This is a genomic window from Lacrimispora indolis DSM 755, from assembly GCF_000526995.1.
GTDB lineage: Bacteria > Bacillota > Clostridia > Lachnospirales > Lachnospiraceae > Lacrimispora > Lacrimispora indolis.
Map to the genome: position 1 here is coordinate 5,133,267 of NZ_AZUI01000001.1, position 15,111 is coordinate 5,148,377.

The following is a 15,111-nucleotide window of genomic DNA, read 5'->3' on the forward strand; positions in this document are numbered from 1 at the left end:
TTTTATCAGTTTTTGCCAATAATTGCAATTATTTACTGCAAAATCATGAAATCGGAAAACTTTCGCTACAAATTAAGCTTATCATAGCTTTTTTCAAGATACTCTTTCAATTTTTCCTTGAGTTCCTGATGTTTCTCTTTTTCCAGCTCAGGATCCTCCTCAAAAAGTCGCTTCACTTCCTCTGATACAGTCTTTAACAGGTTTGCATCTGTAAAAATATCCCCCAGTTTAAATTCCAAATCCCCGCTCTGCCTGATGCCGAAAATATCACCTGGTCCCCGAAGCTTTAAATCCTCTGAGGCGATAAAAAAACCATCGTTGGACTGGTTTAAAATATCCAGGCGTTCTTTCGTCCCCTCCTGATCGGAGGTTCCTACCATAATGCAGTAAGACTGGTGTTTCCCCCGCCCCACCCGCCCCCTTAACTGGTGAAGCTGGGCCAGGCCGAAGCGTTCCGCATTTTCAATCATCATAACCGTTGCATTGGGAACATTCACCCCTACCTCGATAACAGTGGTGGAAACCAGGATCTTGATATCCCCGCCGACAAACCTCTCCATGATCCCGTTTTTTTCCTTTGGTTTCATTTTCCCGTGAAGATACTCCACCGAAATTCCCGGAAGCGCCTCCCGCAGGGTTTTCGTATAATCCAGCACATTTTCCGCATCAATCATCTCACTGGCCTCTACCATGGGACAGATCACATAGGCCTGGCGCCCATCTGTCACCTCTTTCCTGATAAATTCATAGGCTTTTTTCCTGTATCCTGTATCCACAACACAGTTTTTAATGGGCAGACGGTTGGCAGGCAGCTCATCAATGACAGAAATGTCCAGATCCCCGTAAATGATGATGGCTAAAGTTCTGGGGATTGGCGTGGCGCTCATTACCAGCACATGAGGCTCTTCTCCCTTTTTTCCCAGCATTTCCCGCTGGCTGACTCCGAACCGGTGCTGTTCATCGGTAATTACCAGCGCCAGATTGTCGTATACCACCTTCTCCTGAATGAGGGCATGAGTGCCGATAATGATATCTGCTTCATGGAAAGCGATCTTTTCATAGGCAATCCTTTTTTCCTTTGCAGTCATGGAGCCTGTAACAAGTATGGGCTTTTTATCGATCTGATGGGCTGCAAACAGCTCTGTCATGGATTCAAGATGCTGCTTTGCCAGCACTTCCGTAGGAGCCATAAGCGCTCCCTGATATCCGTTATACGCTGCCTGTAAAAGGGAGAGGATGGCAATAATCGTCTTGCCGGAGCCTACATCTCCCTGGATTAAGCGGTTCATGACCCGCCCCCCAGATAAATCGCCGTATATCTCATTTAAAACCTTTTGCTGGGCACCGGTAAGGGAATAGGGAAGGCTTTTTCTTAAGGCCTCTACCTCCGGGGACAGACTCAGGACATATGCGCTTTTCTTATCCTCTCTTCGCTCCCTTAAACGCCGGACTGCCATGAGAAAAAGGAAAAACTCATCAAACACCAGTCTTTTTCTGGCAAATAACAGCTCGCTCCGGTCCGTCGGAAAATGAATATGTTCAATAGCAAAATTATATTCCGCCAGTTCATGCTTTTTGCGCAAATCAGCAGGCATATAATCCCGTACCATGCTTCTTTGGCTTAAGGCCTGCTTCTGGGCCCTGACAATGGTTTTATTGCTCAGTCCCTTGGTCTGGCCGTAAACAGGCTGCATGGAATGGACCACCTGATCATAAGCCTCTGCCGTAAATACCTCAGGCTGCTCCATGGTTAAGCGGCCGTTTTTCTTCACCACACGGCCTCGGAAAACAGCCCGCATCCCTGCTTTTAAGGTGGAATGAAGATAAGGCATATTGTACCAGGTAAGCAAAAGGGTACCTGTCATATCCTTTAAAGTCGTTGTGATGACCTGGATGTGGCTGTACCGTTTTACATCCGGAGTCTTATAAAGCATTCCGGCCACAGTCATCACCTGATCCGGTTTCAGCTCCCCAATGGGAGAAGGCTCCTCATAGGTGTCATAAGCCCTCGGATAATACTCTAAAAGGTCCCCAACAGTGATCACTCCCACCTTTTGAAACAATTTTCCTGTTTTTTCTCCGATTCCCTTTAAGGAATCAATTGACTCTCGGTTCAAAGACAGGCTCCCTCCTTTCTTTGTTTCCTGCATAGCAAAACCGGGCAGACAGGACTCCATCTGCCCGGTATAAAAAATGCCGCTGGCCCTTTTTATTCTACGGATATGAGATAATAATAAATCGGCTGGCCCCCTGCATGAAGCTCTACCTCGCAGTGGGAAAACAATTCTTCTGCTTTTTCCTTAAGCGTTTTTGCATCCTCTTCCTTGACATCCTTGCCGTAATAAACGGTCACCAATTCAGATTCCTCTTCCACCATGGCCTCTAAAGCTTCCAGAACCGTAGGCTCTATGTTCTTTCCAACCGCCAGGATTCCATTGTCCCCCAGAGCCATGATGTCCCCTTCCTTGATCTCAATATCATCAATCATGGTATTGCGGACCGCATAGGTGACCTGTCCGGTTTTCACACGGCTCATCTCCTCTGTCATGATCTTTTCATTGTCCTCTGGAGACAGATCCGGCGCAAAATTAATGATGGCGGTGATGCCCTGCGGTATGGTTTTGGAAGGGATCACAATGACCTTCTTGTCCTCCACCAGGCTTTTCGCCTGTTCGGCAGCCAATATAATATTTTTATTGTTCGGCAGAATGTAAATGGTATCTGCATTCACCCGGTCGATAGCATTTAACATGTCCTCGGTACTGGGGTTCATGGTCTGGCCGCCCTGGATCAGATAATCGGCTCCGATCCCCCGGAATATTCCGTCAAGGCCTTCCCCGGCAGATACGGAAATAAAACCATAGGATTTTCTCTTCTCCGCCTTTTTTTCTTCCTCAGCTTTCTGCTGTGCCGCAAGCTTTTCCGATTCCTTGATCAGCTTTTCCTGGTGCTCTTCCCTCATATTATCGATCTTCATACGGGATAAAGAGCCGTAAGTAAGTGCCTTCTGGATAGCAAGCCCAGGGTCATTGGTATGGACGTGGACCTTCACCATGTCATCATCTGAAACAACCACAAGGGAATCACCTATGGATTCTAAATAAACCTTGAATTCATGCTCCGCTTTATCATCATAATGTTTTTCCAGATTGATGATAAATTCCGTGCAATAACCGAATTTAATATCAATGTCATCAGTCTTTGCTCCATGGGCTCCTGCAATGATATCCGGCCGTTTTATTCCCTCTACGGATACATCCACTTCCTTGCCCATAAGGCAGTCAAGAGCTCCCTTCATGACCTGCATAAGCCCCTGTCCGCCGGAATCCACCACTCCCGCCTGCTTTAATACGGGAAGCATTTCCGGAGTCTGACTCAATACGTAATCACCGTGATCGATCACCGTCTGGCAGAATTCAAGGATATCCTCTGTCTCTGTAACCAGTTCGGCAGCCTTTTCAGCCATGCCTCTGGCTACGGTAAGAATGGTTCCCTCTTTGGGCTTCATAACCGCTTTATATGCAGTTTCTGTTGCCCTTACAAAGGAATTTGCCAAAACAGTAGCTGTCACCTGTTCCACAGTGGCAATCTCTTTTGTGAATCCCCGGAACAACTGGGACAGGATTACGCCGGAGTTTCCTCTTGCTCCTCTTAAAGAACCGGAGGAAATCGCCTTAGCCAAGGCTTCCATGGTAGGATTCTCAATGGCAGCCACTTCCTTAGCCGCCGCCATGATCGTCATGGTCATGTTGGTTCCGGTATCCCCATCCGGAACTGGAAACACGTTCAGTTCGTTAATCCACTCCTTCTTCGCTTCCAGTCCTTTTGCTCCTGCCAGAAATGCCTTCTGCAGCATTTTGGCGTCTATATACTTCATACCCACAGGTAGTTTCCTCCTTAATCAATCACTCTTACGCCTTCGACAAAGATGTTAATCTTATCTACCGTCATACCGGTGAATTCTTCTACTTTGTATTTTACATTTTCAATCAAGTTATCTGCCACTGCAGAAATACTGACCCCATAAGCTACAATAACATGGAAATCAATGGTAATATGGTTGTCCTGGATGTTCACATTGATTCCGTGAGTCAGGCCTTCTCTCTTTAAAAGCTTAACAAGACCGTCTTTCATGCTGACAGCCGCCATACCGACAATACCGAAGCATTCTACTGCAGTCGTTCCGGCATACATAGCGATAACATCAGGGCTCACCTGGATCTCGCCCAGTTTATTATTAATATAACCCTTCATAGTCTCTACCTCCGTTCTTTCTGTCTTATTTGATTATACATGATTTTTCCAAAAAAAGAAACAAATTTTTATTTTTCACTTGCAAATCCATGGTTTTTCTGTTATCATACATTTGTTGTGGATTTTTCAATCATAAAAAATCCAAGTTACTTTTAAGGAGGTGCAATCATGGCTAAATGTGCAATTTGTGAAAAAGCTGCTCACTTTGGCAACGCAGTGAGCCATTCCCATAGAAGATCCAACAAGATGTGGAAAGCAAATGTGAAGTCCGTTAAAGTAAAAGTTAACGGCGGCGCTAAGAAGATGTACGTATGTACTTCCTGCTTAAGATCCGGATTAGTTGAAAGAGCTTAATCGAAGGAAACTCCTGGCTGATATCAGTCAGGAGTATTTTTTTGTTCTTTTCATGGGGCCTTCCTAAAAAGGCCCCATTTATTTTAACAGCATTGCTTGATCAGCAGCAGAACAGGTTATATCCCAGTACCAGACATCCGATAATAAACAGGATCGTAACGATAGTCGCCGGGATAAAAAGCAGGATCGCCATACCCGCTCCGAAGCAGAACAGCATAAGTCCGCATACTCTTCTCATATCATCCCTCAATCCATTCAGGCTATATGACATCCTATGCTGCTTATCCCCTTCTTATTCTTCCGCTTTTTTCTTCTCTTCTGCAGCGGCCATCTCCTCCGCCACTTTTAAGGCTTCCGGAGAAACCTCTTTGGAACCGCCGGCAAATTTATTGACAAAATCAGGAACCATGTCCAAAATTTTCGTCACAGCATCCTGCTGTTTGATATTTACCAGCTTAGTCACTCCATTCTGAATGATCAGCACCGCACTGGGGCTCATCTTTGCATGCATGCCTCCGGCCCCGTTCTGTTTTGCATTTTCCGCAAAGGATCCGGCAGCCATGCCGCAGGTAACATCCACCAAAGGCAGGATGATGGTATCATCCACCTTTACTGCATCTCCTACCACGGTTTTTGTCGCCACAAAAGAATCCATACCCTTAAACAGCGATTCTACCGTAGATGTAAAATAATTCTCTGCCACGTTAAGCAATTCCTCCTTTATCGTTTCAAACCACGCAATAGCTTCAATCAGCGCAGCAAAATATCAGAGCTGCAGACACCTTTATCGAAGCCATTTCTTTAACAAACGCCTAAAATTCTTATCAAACAGCATCCTGGATCCAATAAAAAGAACCGTCCCCATTCGAATCCTGCCCTGAAACGTTCCTTCCGCTGTAAAAACCTCCCGGTCAAACACCGGATACAGGTTCAAATGCTTATGGCACAGCGGATAAACAACGCTTGCATAGGTAAGCACCTGACCGGTTAAATATGGATCATCAAAGCCAAAGGTTATGTTTCCCTTTCCTTTACGGGGAAGGATATGGCGGAGCAGTTTTTTTCCCTGCCTAAAAAGCAGCTTTACTGTTCTCTGGTTATCCTTATCGGAAATCAAGGCATGAATCTCATCCTTTTTATCTTTTACAGTTTTCAGTGTATCACAGATCCGCCGGAAAAAAAACTTAAGTTTTGCATACGCAACAAAAACCTTCTTTTTAAGCTTTTCCAATAACTTCGGCACCCAGAATCTCTTTTTCTCATCAGGCTTTTCCTCTGGCTTTTTCCTGGGCTTTTCTTTTGCTGCTGCCTTTGGTTCTGTCTTTGGAGGGGGAAGATTTTGGGATTCTTCTTTGACCTTGTCACGAATCTCATCTTTTACTTCCCGTACTTCTTTTACGGCTTCCGGTTCCACTACTTCCATGGCGTGAACCATGATCTCTTCCGCCTCCTTAAGCTCCGAGTCCAGCTTCTTTGGCTTTCCAATACGGAAGCCGAAAAAGCGGACCGTCGCCAGCACGTCTCCCTCGTATTGAACCCTTACGGAAAGGATATGTAGCAGCCAGGTGATTCTGGCCTTTCCCTTCACCTTCCCGTCATAGGATCCCTCTGCCTGATACCGGACAGGAACCAGGAAAATCAGCAGAACCACAGTAAGGATAAGCCCTAAAACAATGAGCACCAGCAGCCCTAAGATCTTAAGTATAAACAAAATTATATGAAGCATGAACACCTCACACCTTACCGGCCTCGTTCCCTATAAATGCAGGCAGATCGAAGCCTCCTGTTTTCCGGTACATATCACTGACGATATTCCCGGCTACCTCTAACGCCTCCCAGTAACCGGACGCAATGCCCAGAATGAGAAACTCCTCTTCCCGGTAAAGAGGCCATAAAAGCGTCGTTGCCGGATAGATATCAAGTATATTATTCCCATTTGCAGCAGGCGTAATCACATAAATCCCGGTGCCAGGCTTTGACTTACGGATCCCCTGAATGATCCGGTAACGTTTCTTCTTCGCTTTTTCTCCTGCGTACAAACGGTCATACCAGCTTATTTTCATAATCCATCAGCTCTTCCAATAATTCCTTGCAAGTTTCCTTTTCTGCTTCGTCCAGGCAGCTTTTAAGACTGCCTTCAATATATGTCTGTATATCATCAATAGAATTGAAGTAGACAGGAAGGTCTGATAAGACCTTGGCCATTATGGCCCGGGCCACAGGCCTGGGAACATAGGAGAATACCTCTTCCAGTTCCCTAAAATACTCCCCTGCCGTTTCTTCCAGACAAGAACGGTCAACAACAGCCGATCCATCCTTTTGGCCTGTTTTCTTTAATTCCACGAAACTGCTTCCTGATAAAAGCCTGTCCACATTGACTGCCTTTACATAATCAGGATCAATATTCCATTCGTCGCTCTCTTCCGGCAGTTCTGCCCTTAAATAGCGTTCATAATAAGCTTCCTGTCTTCCCTCCAGCTGGGTGAGCCTGTCAAAAAAACCGTCTTTTACGGGGGAATAATCCTCTTTGCTGAATTTTTCCAGAATCTCCCCTGCCATGGAGGCATAAAGCTCCTCCTCCTTCACATCAATGACCGCTTCCGACCTGGCAAAAACCAGAACACAAAAATCATTGATAATGTCCTGAAGCATGATATAAAGCCCGGATTCATCCATAAGCCCTTCACATGCAAGAGCAAGCTTTGCAGCGGCTTCTTCATATCCTTCAGCAGTCATTGCCTTATAATCAGTATGGCGGAATTGTTCCAAAAGCTCAAAAAGGTCCTTATGCCCTTCTTCCATTCCAAAAGGAAGCTTTGTCATGGATTCCGTGCGAAGGGTATACATCATATCCTGAAGATTTTCCCTGGGAGAACCGATGTAAACAGATAGTCCTTCCATAACAAGACTGAAAAACTTCTGTTTGGTCAGACGGACCGGAAGCTGTCCGATGATCTGTTTGATCCTTCCGTTCATAACGGCAGTTTCCTTAGTATCCGTCACAAATCCTGTAAGACGTTTTGCAAAGCTTTCATCATCAAGCCCTGTTTCCGGCAGTAACCGAAACTTTCGTTCCATGCGGTTTAGAACATATTCATAAATCTGAAAGCAGTCCGTATAGGAAGTCAGTACTTCCACTTCATGAGTAATGTTCTCCCGGAGCTTAAGAAGCTCTTCCTCTGTATCCTTCCCGGAAAAATGCTCCTTAAGCAGCCCGCTTAGCTGCAGGCAATAGGAAATGATCTGTTGGGAAATCACCGGCTCGTCTCCTATGGTTTCAAATAAAGTATAATAATTCAGCACCAGCCTTACATAGGAGTACTGGTACGCTGCAGTCATCTGTTTTTTGAGCAAACGGGTATCCATATTTCTCTCCTCCCGGAAGGTTTTATCAATGATAATTCTTGAGAATGGAACGGCGCAGTAAATCCAGAGCCTTTACCACGGACTGTTCCCTGATCTTTTCCCGGTTCCCCTTAAAGTGATATTCTTCCACTGAAACCTTATCTTTCATATAACAGGCCATATAAACAAGGCCTACCGGCTTTTCCCCTTCCGAATCCGGTCCTGCGATTCCTGTCACCGCAATACAGACATCAGCATCGGCAGCAAAAACACCTCCGATAGCCATTTCCTTTGCAGTCTGTTCGCTGACCGCACCGTGTTTTTTCAAAGTACTTTTGCTCACATCAAGAAGCTTTCTCTTTGACTTGTTGGAATAAGTGATAAAGCCTTCCCGAAACACCTGGGAAGCTCCCGGTACGTTTACCAGACGCCCTGCAATCAGGCCCCCTGTGCAGGATTCCGCTGTGGTCACCGTCAGTTCATATTTTTTAAGGAGACGGACAACCGCCATCTCAATGGTCTCTTCCTCTTTTGTGGTATATACATCATCCCCAAAACGGTTTTTGATCTCCTTTACCACCGGCTTTAAAAGACCTTTTGCCTCCTCTTCATCTGACGCCTTTGCTGTGACCCTTAAGTGCACTTCAGCTGTCTTTGCATAGGTGGCAATGGTTGGATTGGACTGACCGTCAATGAGATCGAGAATCTTATCCTCTACCTGGCTCTCGCCATGGCCGCAGATTTTGATCATCTGAGAGCGGATCACTTCTGGCTGACGTTTCTGCAGATAGGGAAATACCTGGTCCTGGAACAGAGGCTTTAATTCATTAGGAGGTCCCGGCAGTAAAATTGCGGCTTTTCCATCTTTTTCCAAAATAAGTCCGGGAGCCGTACCATTATCATTATCAAGCACAACCGCTCCCTGGGGAACAAGAGCCTGTTTCCAGTTATTGCCCGGAATCTCTTTATAAATGCTGTTTTTAAAATATGCCTTGATTCTGTCCCTTGTATGGGCATCCTCCACCAAAGAAAAGCCCATGACTTCTGCACAGACCTCTTTTGTCAAATCATCCTCCGTAGGCCCCAGGCCGCCGGTCAAAATGACAACATCAGAACGCTTTAAGGCAGTCTCCAGGCTTTCCGAAAGCCTTTCTCTGTTATCACCAACTGTAACCTGATGATACATGGAAAGTCCCAAAAGAGCACATTTTTCCGCCAGGTACTGAGTGTTGGTATTTACAATATTTCCAAGAAGAAGCTCCGTTCCAACCGAAATCAGTTCTACAACCATGATCACATACTCCCTTCCATAAGAACACGATAATTTTTTGCTATATAATCAACCAGTGATACCACTGTAAGGATGGCGGCGATCCAGATAAACACAATTGTAACAAAGGACAATGCCGGAATGTTCAGGATAAGAAGAACCGACATGATCATCTGGGAAACCGTCTTAAACTTTCCCCAGTAGCTTGCCGCAATCACCACACCATTATCCGAGGCAACCAGACGGAAACCGCTGATAATAAATTCGCGGCTTATGATCACGATAACGATCCAGGCAGAAAGCTGGCCAAGAGCCGTAAAACAGATCAGTCCTGCACAGACCAGCAGTTTATCCGCCAGAGGATCCATAAACTTGCCGAAATTCGTCACCAGGCCATACGTTCTGGCGATCTTCCCATCCAGAAAGTCCGTAAAGCTGGCCGCAATGAATATAACGGCTGCAATGTAACGGTATGTGGCATTGACACCTCCGTCAAGCAGCAGAAACAGAACAAAAAACGGAATCATAATAACCCTTAAAATCGTAAGCTTATTCGGTAAATTCATCCTCCAACTCTCCTATCAAATCATATTCCATGGCCCCTGTGACACGGACACTGGCAAAATCACCTGACATCAGTTCTTCCCCTGTCTGAACAAAAATCATTCCATCCACACCGGGCCCGTCCATATAGGTACGGCCTACATAAGCGTTTTCATCCGCTACCTTGCCTTCAATCATGACCTCCAGGGTTTTTCCGATCATGGACTTGGAAAAATCAAAAGAGATTTCCTGCTGAAGCTCCATAATGGCATCCCGGCGTTCTTCCTTTACCTGCTGTTCAACCTGATCCGGAAACTCAGCAGCAGGAGTATCTTCTTCTGCGGAATATACAAACACGCCTAAACGCTGGAATTCCATCTCATCTACGAATTCCATCAGTTCTTCATGATCTTCCTGTGTTTCTCCCGGAAATCCTGAGATCAACGTGGTTCTCAGCGCCATATCCGGGATTTCTTTCCTGAGCTTTTCCACGATTTCCTGAAGCTGGGCCTTAGAAGTTCTCCGTCCCATGCGTTTTAAAATCCGGTCGCTGGCATGCTGGATAGGCAGATCAAGGTAATTGCATATCTTCTCTTCTTCCTTTATGGTCTGAATCAGCTCATCCGTAATCTCTTCCGGATAACAGTACTGAATCCTGATCCACTGGATCCCGGATATGCGGCATAGGCTTTTAAGAAGCTTTGGAAGTGATTTTTCTCCATATAGGTCTACGCCGTAAAGAGTCGTCTCCTGAGCTACTAAAATAAGCTCTTTTACCCCCTTCTCAGCCAGACGTTCCCCTTCCTTTATCAGCCGTTCCATGGGTACGCTGCGGTAATTCCCCCGCAGGGAAGGAATGATGCAGTAGGTGCAATGCTTATCGCACCCTTCCGCAATCTTTAAAAATGCATAATGGCCTCCTGTTGTAAGGATCCGTTCCGTTTCCACCTCAGGAAGCTCGTCCAGCTCATGAAAGCGCTGAACATGCTGGTTTCCGCCAAGGGCTTCCGCCAGGACGTTAGATATCTCATCATAGGTAGAGGTTCCCAGAATTCCATCCACTTCAGGAATCTCGTCTATGATCTCCTGTTTATACCGCTGAGCCAGACAGCCGGTGACGATCAGCGCCTTGCATTTGCCGTCAATTTTTCTCTGGGCCAAATCCAGTATGGTGTTTACGCTTTCTTCTTTTGCATCACCGATAAAGCAGCAGGTGTTGATCACAATCACATCCGCCTCATATTCATCATCTGTAAACGTATATCCGTCCTTATTCAGAAGGCCCAGCATCATCTCCGTATCCACGAGATTTTTGTCGCAGCCTAGTGAAACACATAATAACTTCATATTTAAACTCCTGTCTTTCTTTATAAAAGGAAATGGCTAATCAACAAAACTTAAGCCCCAAAGCCTTTGTTAAGCAGATTATTCCATGGGAAAGGCCATCTCATCCAAAAGTGAGACGGCCTTCTTCCTATTTATCGTCTTCTTCTGTTGCATCCGCTTCGCTTAAAATCTTCACTTTGCCCTCATACAGTTCCTCTACGGCAACAGAAAGCGGTTTCTTACCGGCTCCCAAAATCTCCGGCTCCGAGCCGCCGATGATCTGCCTTGCTCTCTTAGCTGCGGCAATTACAATGGAATAACGGCTCTGTACAACAGGAGCCTCTCCTGGCTCTACCTCGCTGTTTACTACATTAATCAAATCTGAATAAGATGGATGTAACATCATTTATTCCCCTTTCTCAATCGGCTCTATATATTTTTTAATTCTTCCCTGATATGGGCTAAAAATGCCATATTATTGGAAGCCCGGTTATGCTGGACCTGGATCATGCGGTGCATCTCTTCCACACAAGTGTCTATTTTATCATTAATAAGGATATAATCATAGGCCTCCATGCCTTCTGCTTCCTCAGCCGCCCGGCGGAGCCTGGCATTAATCACATCCATGTTTTCCGTACCCCTGCCGATGAGACGGCGCTTTAATTCCTCTGCATTGGGAGGCATGACGAAAATCAAAATCGCAGCAGGGAAATGTTGCTTTACCTTAAGTGCTCCCTGAATCTCAATTTCCAGGATTACATCCTTCCCCATTTTCATCTGGTTCAAAACATATTCCTTGGGAGTGCCATAGTAATGGTTGACGTACTGGGCATATTCGATCAATTCTTCCTTTACCATCATATCCTTAAAACGTTCTTCTGTCACAAAGAAATATTCCCTGCCGTGTTCCTCTCCCTCTCTGGGATTTCTGGTGGTGGCGGAAATGGACAGTGCGTAATTATCATACCGTTTCAGAAGCTCCTTCATCAAGGTTCCCTTGCCGGCCCCTGAAAATCCGGATACGACTGCCAATATGCCATGTTCATTCATGTTCTTCGTTTCTCTCCTACTCAATATTCTGGATTTGTTCCCTTACTTTTTCAATCTCGGTCTTCAGTGCGATGGCCTTATCGGAAATCTCCAGGTCATTGGCTTTGGAAAGAATGGTATTTGCCTCCCGGTTCATCTCCTGAGCGATGAAATCCAGCTTTCTTCCCACGCTTCCGCCTGCGTTAAGCTCTGCACAGGTATTTTCAATGTGGTTTCTGAGCCGCACGGTCTCTTCATCCACACAGATTTTATCAGCAAAAATCGTAACCTCCGTGGCAATCCTTCCTTCGTCAACGGAAGCGCTTGCCAGCAGTTCCTTTACCTTGTCCTCCAGCTTTGTCCTGTATTCTAAAAGGATCCTGGGGGAACGTTCTTCAATAAATTCCACAAGCTCAGTCATAAATTTAAGCTTTCCAAGAAGATCGTTCTTTAAGTTTTCTCCTTCAGTCATTCTGGTTTCCACAAAACGTTTTGCAGCTTCCTCAATGGTTTCCGAAAGAAGCTTCCACATTTGTTCCTCATCCTCCGGCACCTCTTCCATGGTAAGGACCTCCGGGCATCTGGACAGGGCCGATACCTTGATGTCGTTCTGAATCCCGAACTGTGCCTCCATCTTTGCGAAATAATCCATATATTCGGCAGCCAGCGCGCTGTTATACTTTAAACACAGCTTATTCTCTGTGTAATCCTCATAGCTGATAAATACATCAACCTTTCCACGCTGGATATAATTCTTTAACAGATTCCTGATCCCTGCTTCAAAGAAATTAAACTTTTTCGGCATCTTTATGCTTAAATCCAAATATCTGTGATTTACAGCCTTCATCTCTACGGAAATCTTATATTCATCCGTGACGGTTTCGCATCTGCCGAAACCTGTCATGCTCTTGATCATTCCATATGCCTCTCTTTCGCCATAGATATCATCCATTATAAGTCATAATAAAAAACAAGTCAATTGCTTTTGAATTTTACAGAAACATGATTCTGTGCTATACTATCCCTATTGTAAAGACCATTTACCGAAGGAAACCCTTTCCAGGGATACCATTATGCCCAGATAGCGTGGCAGGAAAGAGGAAAACCCTTCCAGGGAACCATTATGCCCAAATGGCGTGGGCAGGAAAGAGGAAACAGAAAATGGCATTAGACGGAATTGTTATGGCAAATCTCGCAGCAGAGATGAAAGACCGGCTGGAAGGCGGAAAAATCGCAAAAATTGCCCAGCCGGAAAAAGATGAACTGCTGTTTACAGTTAAAAACCAGAAAAATACATGGAGACTCTTAATCTCGGCCAGCGCCAGTCTCCCACTCATCTATTTTACAGAAGCAAACAAGCAGAGTCCCATGACCGCCCCAAATTTTTGTATGCTTTTGAGAAAACATATTGGAAACGGGCGCATTATCCGGGTGAGCCAGCCGGGGCTGGAGCGGATTTTGTGCATGGAAGTGGAGCATTTCGATGAACTAGGTGACAAGAGGATTAAAAAACTGATCATTGAAATCATGGGAAAGCACAGTAACATCATTTTTTGCAATGAAGAGGACTTAATTTTAGACAGCATCAAGCATATTTCAGCCCAGGTCAGCTCTGTGCGGGAAGTTTTGCCGGGAAGAACCTATTTCATCCCTCAGACAATGGAGAAAAAAGACCCTTTGACCGTGACTCAGGAAGAATTCATTGATGTGATCGGGCATACGGCCGCCCCCATACAAAAGGCGCTGTATATGAGACTGACCGGTATAAGCCCCATCATGGGCCATGAGCTCTGCTTCCTGGCTTCCATTGACGGAGACCGGTCTGCAAACGGATTGTCTGAGTTGGAACTGATTCATTTATATCACATGTTTTCCTTTATAATAGAAGATGTAAGACAAAGGCACTTTACTCCCAATATCATATATAAAAAAGAGGAACCTGTGGAATTCTCCGCTCTCCCCTTAACCTGTTACCAGGGGGAAGGTTATGTTTCCCAGTGCTTTGATTCCATCAGCGCACTATTGGAAACCTATTATGCTTCAAAAAACACCATCACCAGAATCCGGCAAAAATCCGTGGATTTACGGAAAATCGTACAGACCGCTTTGGAGCGGAATTATAAAAAATTCGACTTACAGGCCAAACAGCTGAAGGATACGGACAAACGGGACAAGTATAAGGTTTACGGCGAGCTTATCAATACCTATGGATATGAATTGACCGGAGAGGAAAAGCAGCTTGTCTGCCTTAATTATTACACCAATGAGGATATTTCAATTCCTTTGGATGACCAGCTGTCTGCAAAGGAAAATGCACAGAAATATTTTGATAAATACAACAAGCTAAAGCGCACCTTTGAGGCCGTAACGGAACAAATCGCTGAAACAAAACAGGAAATCGATCATCTGGAATCCGTAAGTGCTGCTTTGGATATCGCCTTAATGGAAGAGGATCTTGTACAGATCAAGGAAGAACTGATGGAATACGGTTATATTAAGCATCGCCGGTCCGGCGACAAGAAGCCAAAGATCACAAGCAAGCCCTTCCACTATCTATCTTCCGACGGATTTCATATTTATGTAGGGAAAAATAATTACCAGAATGAAGAACTGACTTTTAAGGTGGCTGGCAACAGCGACTGGTGGTTCCATGCCAAAGGAATCCCTGGATCCCATGTGATCGTAAAATCGGAAGGGAGGGAACTTCCTGACAAGACTTTTGAAGAAGCCGCTGCCTTAGCCGCCTACTATTCCAAAGGCCGTGAAAATGATAAGGTGGAAGTGGATTATGTTCAGAAAAAGCAGATTAAGAAGGTGGCCGGAGCTGCGCCTGGCTTTGTTATCTATCACACCAATTATTCCATGGTTGCTGAGCCGAAGATGCTTTTGGAAGAATGTAAGTAAATTTTAAGATATGATTAATCGAGCAGGAGGCGGTGACTAACCGCCGTCCTCTCACAGCACCGTGCGTACCATTCGGTACACGGTGC

Annotated in this window: 16 protein-coding genes; 2 read left to right on the forward strand and 14 right to left on the reverse strand. The window is 45.3% G+C overall.

The features are described 5' to 3' along the window. Positions 1-65 precede the first annotated feature (65 nt). The 3 genes from recG to K401_RS0124990 are packed head-to-tail and all read right to left on the reverse strand — an operon-like array spanning position 66 to position 4,254. Positions 66-2,150, reverse strand: coding sequence for an ATP-dependent DNA helicase RecG (recG, locus tag K401_RS0124980; RefSeq protein ID WP_029700997.1), 2,085 nt, complete (start codon positions 2,148-2,150; stop codon positions 66-68). Between the two features lie 59 nt (positions 2,151-2,209). Continuing rightward, positions 2,210-3,883 carry a DAK2 domain-containing protein gene (locus K401_RS0124985; protein WP_024295512.1) on the reverse strand — a complete coding sequence of 558 codons (1,674 nt, stop codon included), beginning with the start codon at positions 3,881-3,883 and terminating at the stop codon, positions 2,210-2,212. A gap of 14 nt (positions 3,884-3,897) precedes the next feature. Then, positions 3,898-4,254: an Asp23/Gls24 family envelope stress response protein gene (locus K401_RS0124990; RefSeq protein WP_024295513.1), complete on the reverse strand. Its 357-nt coding sequence runs from the start codon at positions 4,252-4,254 to the stop codon at positions 3,898-3,900. A 168-nt stretch (positions 4,255-4,422) separates the two neighbouring features. Here K401_RS0124990 and rpmB point away from each other — a divergent pair, with 168 nt between their 5' ends. Further along, positions 4,423-4,608 (forward strand): 50S ribosomal protein L28, encoded by a 186-nt coding sequence (gene rpmB / locus K401_RS0124995; protein ID WP_006775035.1) that lies wholly within the window; start codon positions 4,423-4,425, stop codon positions 4,606-4,608. A gap of 100 nt (positions 4,609-4,708) precedes the next feature. On the opposite strand, the gene K401_RS33285 is transcribed toward rpmB, so the two are convergent. The 11 genes from K401_RS33285 to K401_RS0125050 all read right to left on the reverse strand — a co-directional run bounded on the left by K401_RS33285 (position 4,709) and on the right by K401_RS0125050 (position 13,037). Further along, positions 4,709-4,846: a hypothetical protein gene (locus K401_RS33285; RefSeq protein WP_013272624.1), complete on the reverse strand. Its 138-nt coding sequence runs from the start codon at positions 4,844-4,846 to the stop codon at positions 4,709-4,711. A 54-nt stretch (positions 4,847-4,900) separates the two neighbouring features. Further along, a complete protein-coding gene (locus K401_RS0125005; protein ID WP_024295514.1) occupies positions 4,901-5,311 on the reverse strand; it encodes a GerW family sporulation protein in 411 nt (136 codons plus the stop codon). An 81-nt stretch (positions 5,312-5,392) separates the two neighbouring features. Then, positions 5,393-6,334 carry a DUF2953 domain-containing protein gene (locus tag K401_RS0125010; RefSeq protein ID WP_024295515.1) on the reverse strand — a complete coding sequence of 314 codons (942 nt, stop codon included), beginning with the start codon at positions 6,332-6,334 and terminating at the stop codon, positions 5,393-5,395. A gap of 7 nt (positions 6,335-6,341) precedes the next feature. Continuing rightward, positions 6,342-6,671 (reverse strand): hypothetical protein, encoded by a 330-nt coding sequence (locus K401_RS0125015; RefSeq protein ID WP_024295516.1) that lies wholly within the window; start codon positions 6,669-6,671, stop codon positions 6,342-6,344. Further along, positions 6,652-7,974 carry a hypothetical protein gene (locus K401_RS0125020; protein ID WP_024295517.1) on the reverse strand — a complete coding sequence of 441 codons (1,323 nt, stop codon included), beginning with the start codon at positions 7,972-7,974 and terminating at the stop codon, positions 6,652-6,654. Before K401_RS0125020 ends, K401_RS0125015 begins: the two co-directional genes overlap by 20 nt. A 25-nt stretch (positions 7,975-7,999) precedes the next feature. Beyond that, on the reverse strand, positions 8,000-9,244 hold the full coding sequence (locus K401_RS0125025; protein WP_024295518.1) for a competence/damage-inducible protein A: 1,245 nt from the start codon (positions 9,242-9,244) through the stop codon (positions 8,000-8,002). A gap of 2 nt (positions 9,245-9,246) precedes the next feature. Then, complete coding sequence (pgsA, locus tag K401_RS0125030) at positions 9,247-9,789, reverse strand: CDP-diacylglycerol--glycerol-3-phosphate 3-phosphatidyltransferase (protein WP_024295519.1); 543 nt, start codon at positions 9,787-9,789, stop codon at positions 9,247-9,249. Beyond that, a complete protein-coding gene (gene rimO, locus K401_RS0125035; protein WP_024295520.1) occupies positions 9,773-11,113 on the reverse strand; it encodes a 30S ribosomal protein S12 methylthiotransferase RimO in 1,341 nt (446 codons plus the stop codon). The genes pgsA and rimO overlap by 17 nt, the downstream gene beginning before the upstream one ends. 127 nt (positions 11,114-11,240) lie before the next feature. Beyond that, a complete protein-coding gene (gene rpoZ / locus K401_RS0125040; RefSeq protein WP_024295521.1) occupies positions 11,241-11,495 on the reverse strand; it encodes a DNA-directed RNA polymerase subunit omega in 255 nt (84 codons plus the stop codon). A gap of 26 nt (positions 11,496-11,521) precedes the next feature. After that, positions 11,522-12,142, reverse strand: a complete 621-nt coding sequence (gene gmk / locus K401_RS0125045) for a guanylate kinase (protein WP_024295522.1) — start codon at positions 12,140-12,142, stop codon at positions 11,522-11,524. A 16-nt stretch (positions 12,143-12,158) separates the two neighbouring features. Further along, positions 12,159-13,037 carry a YicC/YloC family endoribonuclease gene (locus K401_RS0125050; RefSeq protein WP_024295523.1) on the reverse strand — a complete coding sequence of 293 codons (879 nt, stop codon included), beginning with the start codon at positions 13,035-13,037 and terminating at the stop codon, positions 12,159-12,161. 245 nt (positions 13,038-13,282) lie between these two features. On the opposite strand from K401_RS0125050, the gene K401_RS0125055 reads away from it, so the two are divergent. After that, complete coding sequence (locus tag K401_RS0125055) at positions 13,283-15,025, forward strand: Rqc2 family fibronectin-binding protein (protein ID WP_024295524.1); 1,743 nt, start codon at positions 13,283-13,285, stop codon at positions 15,023-15,025. Positions 15,026-15,111 lie beyond the last annotated feature (86 nt).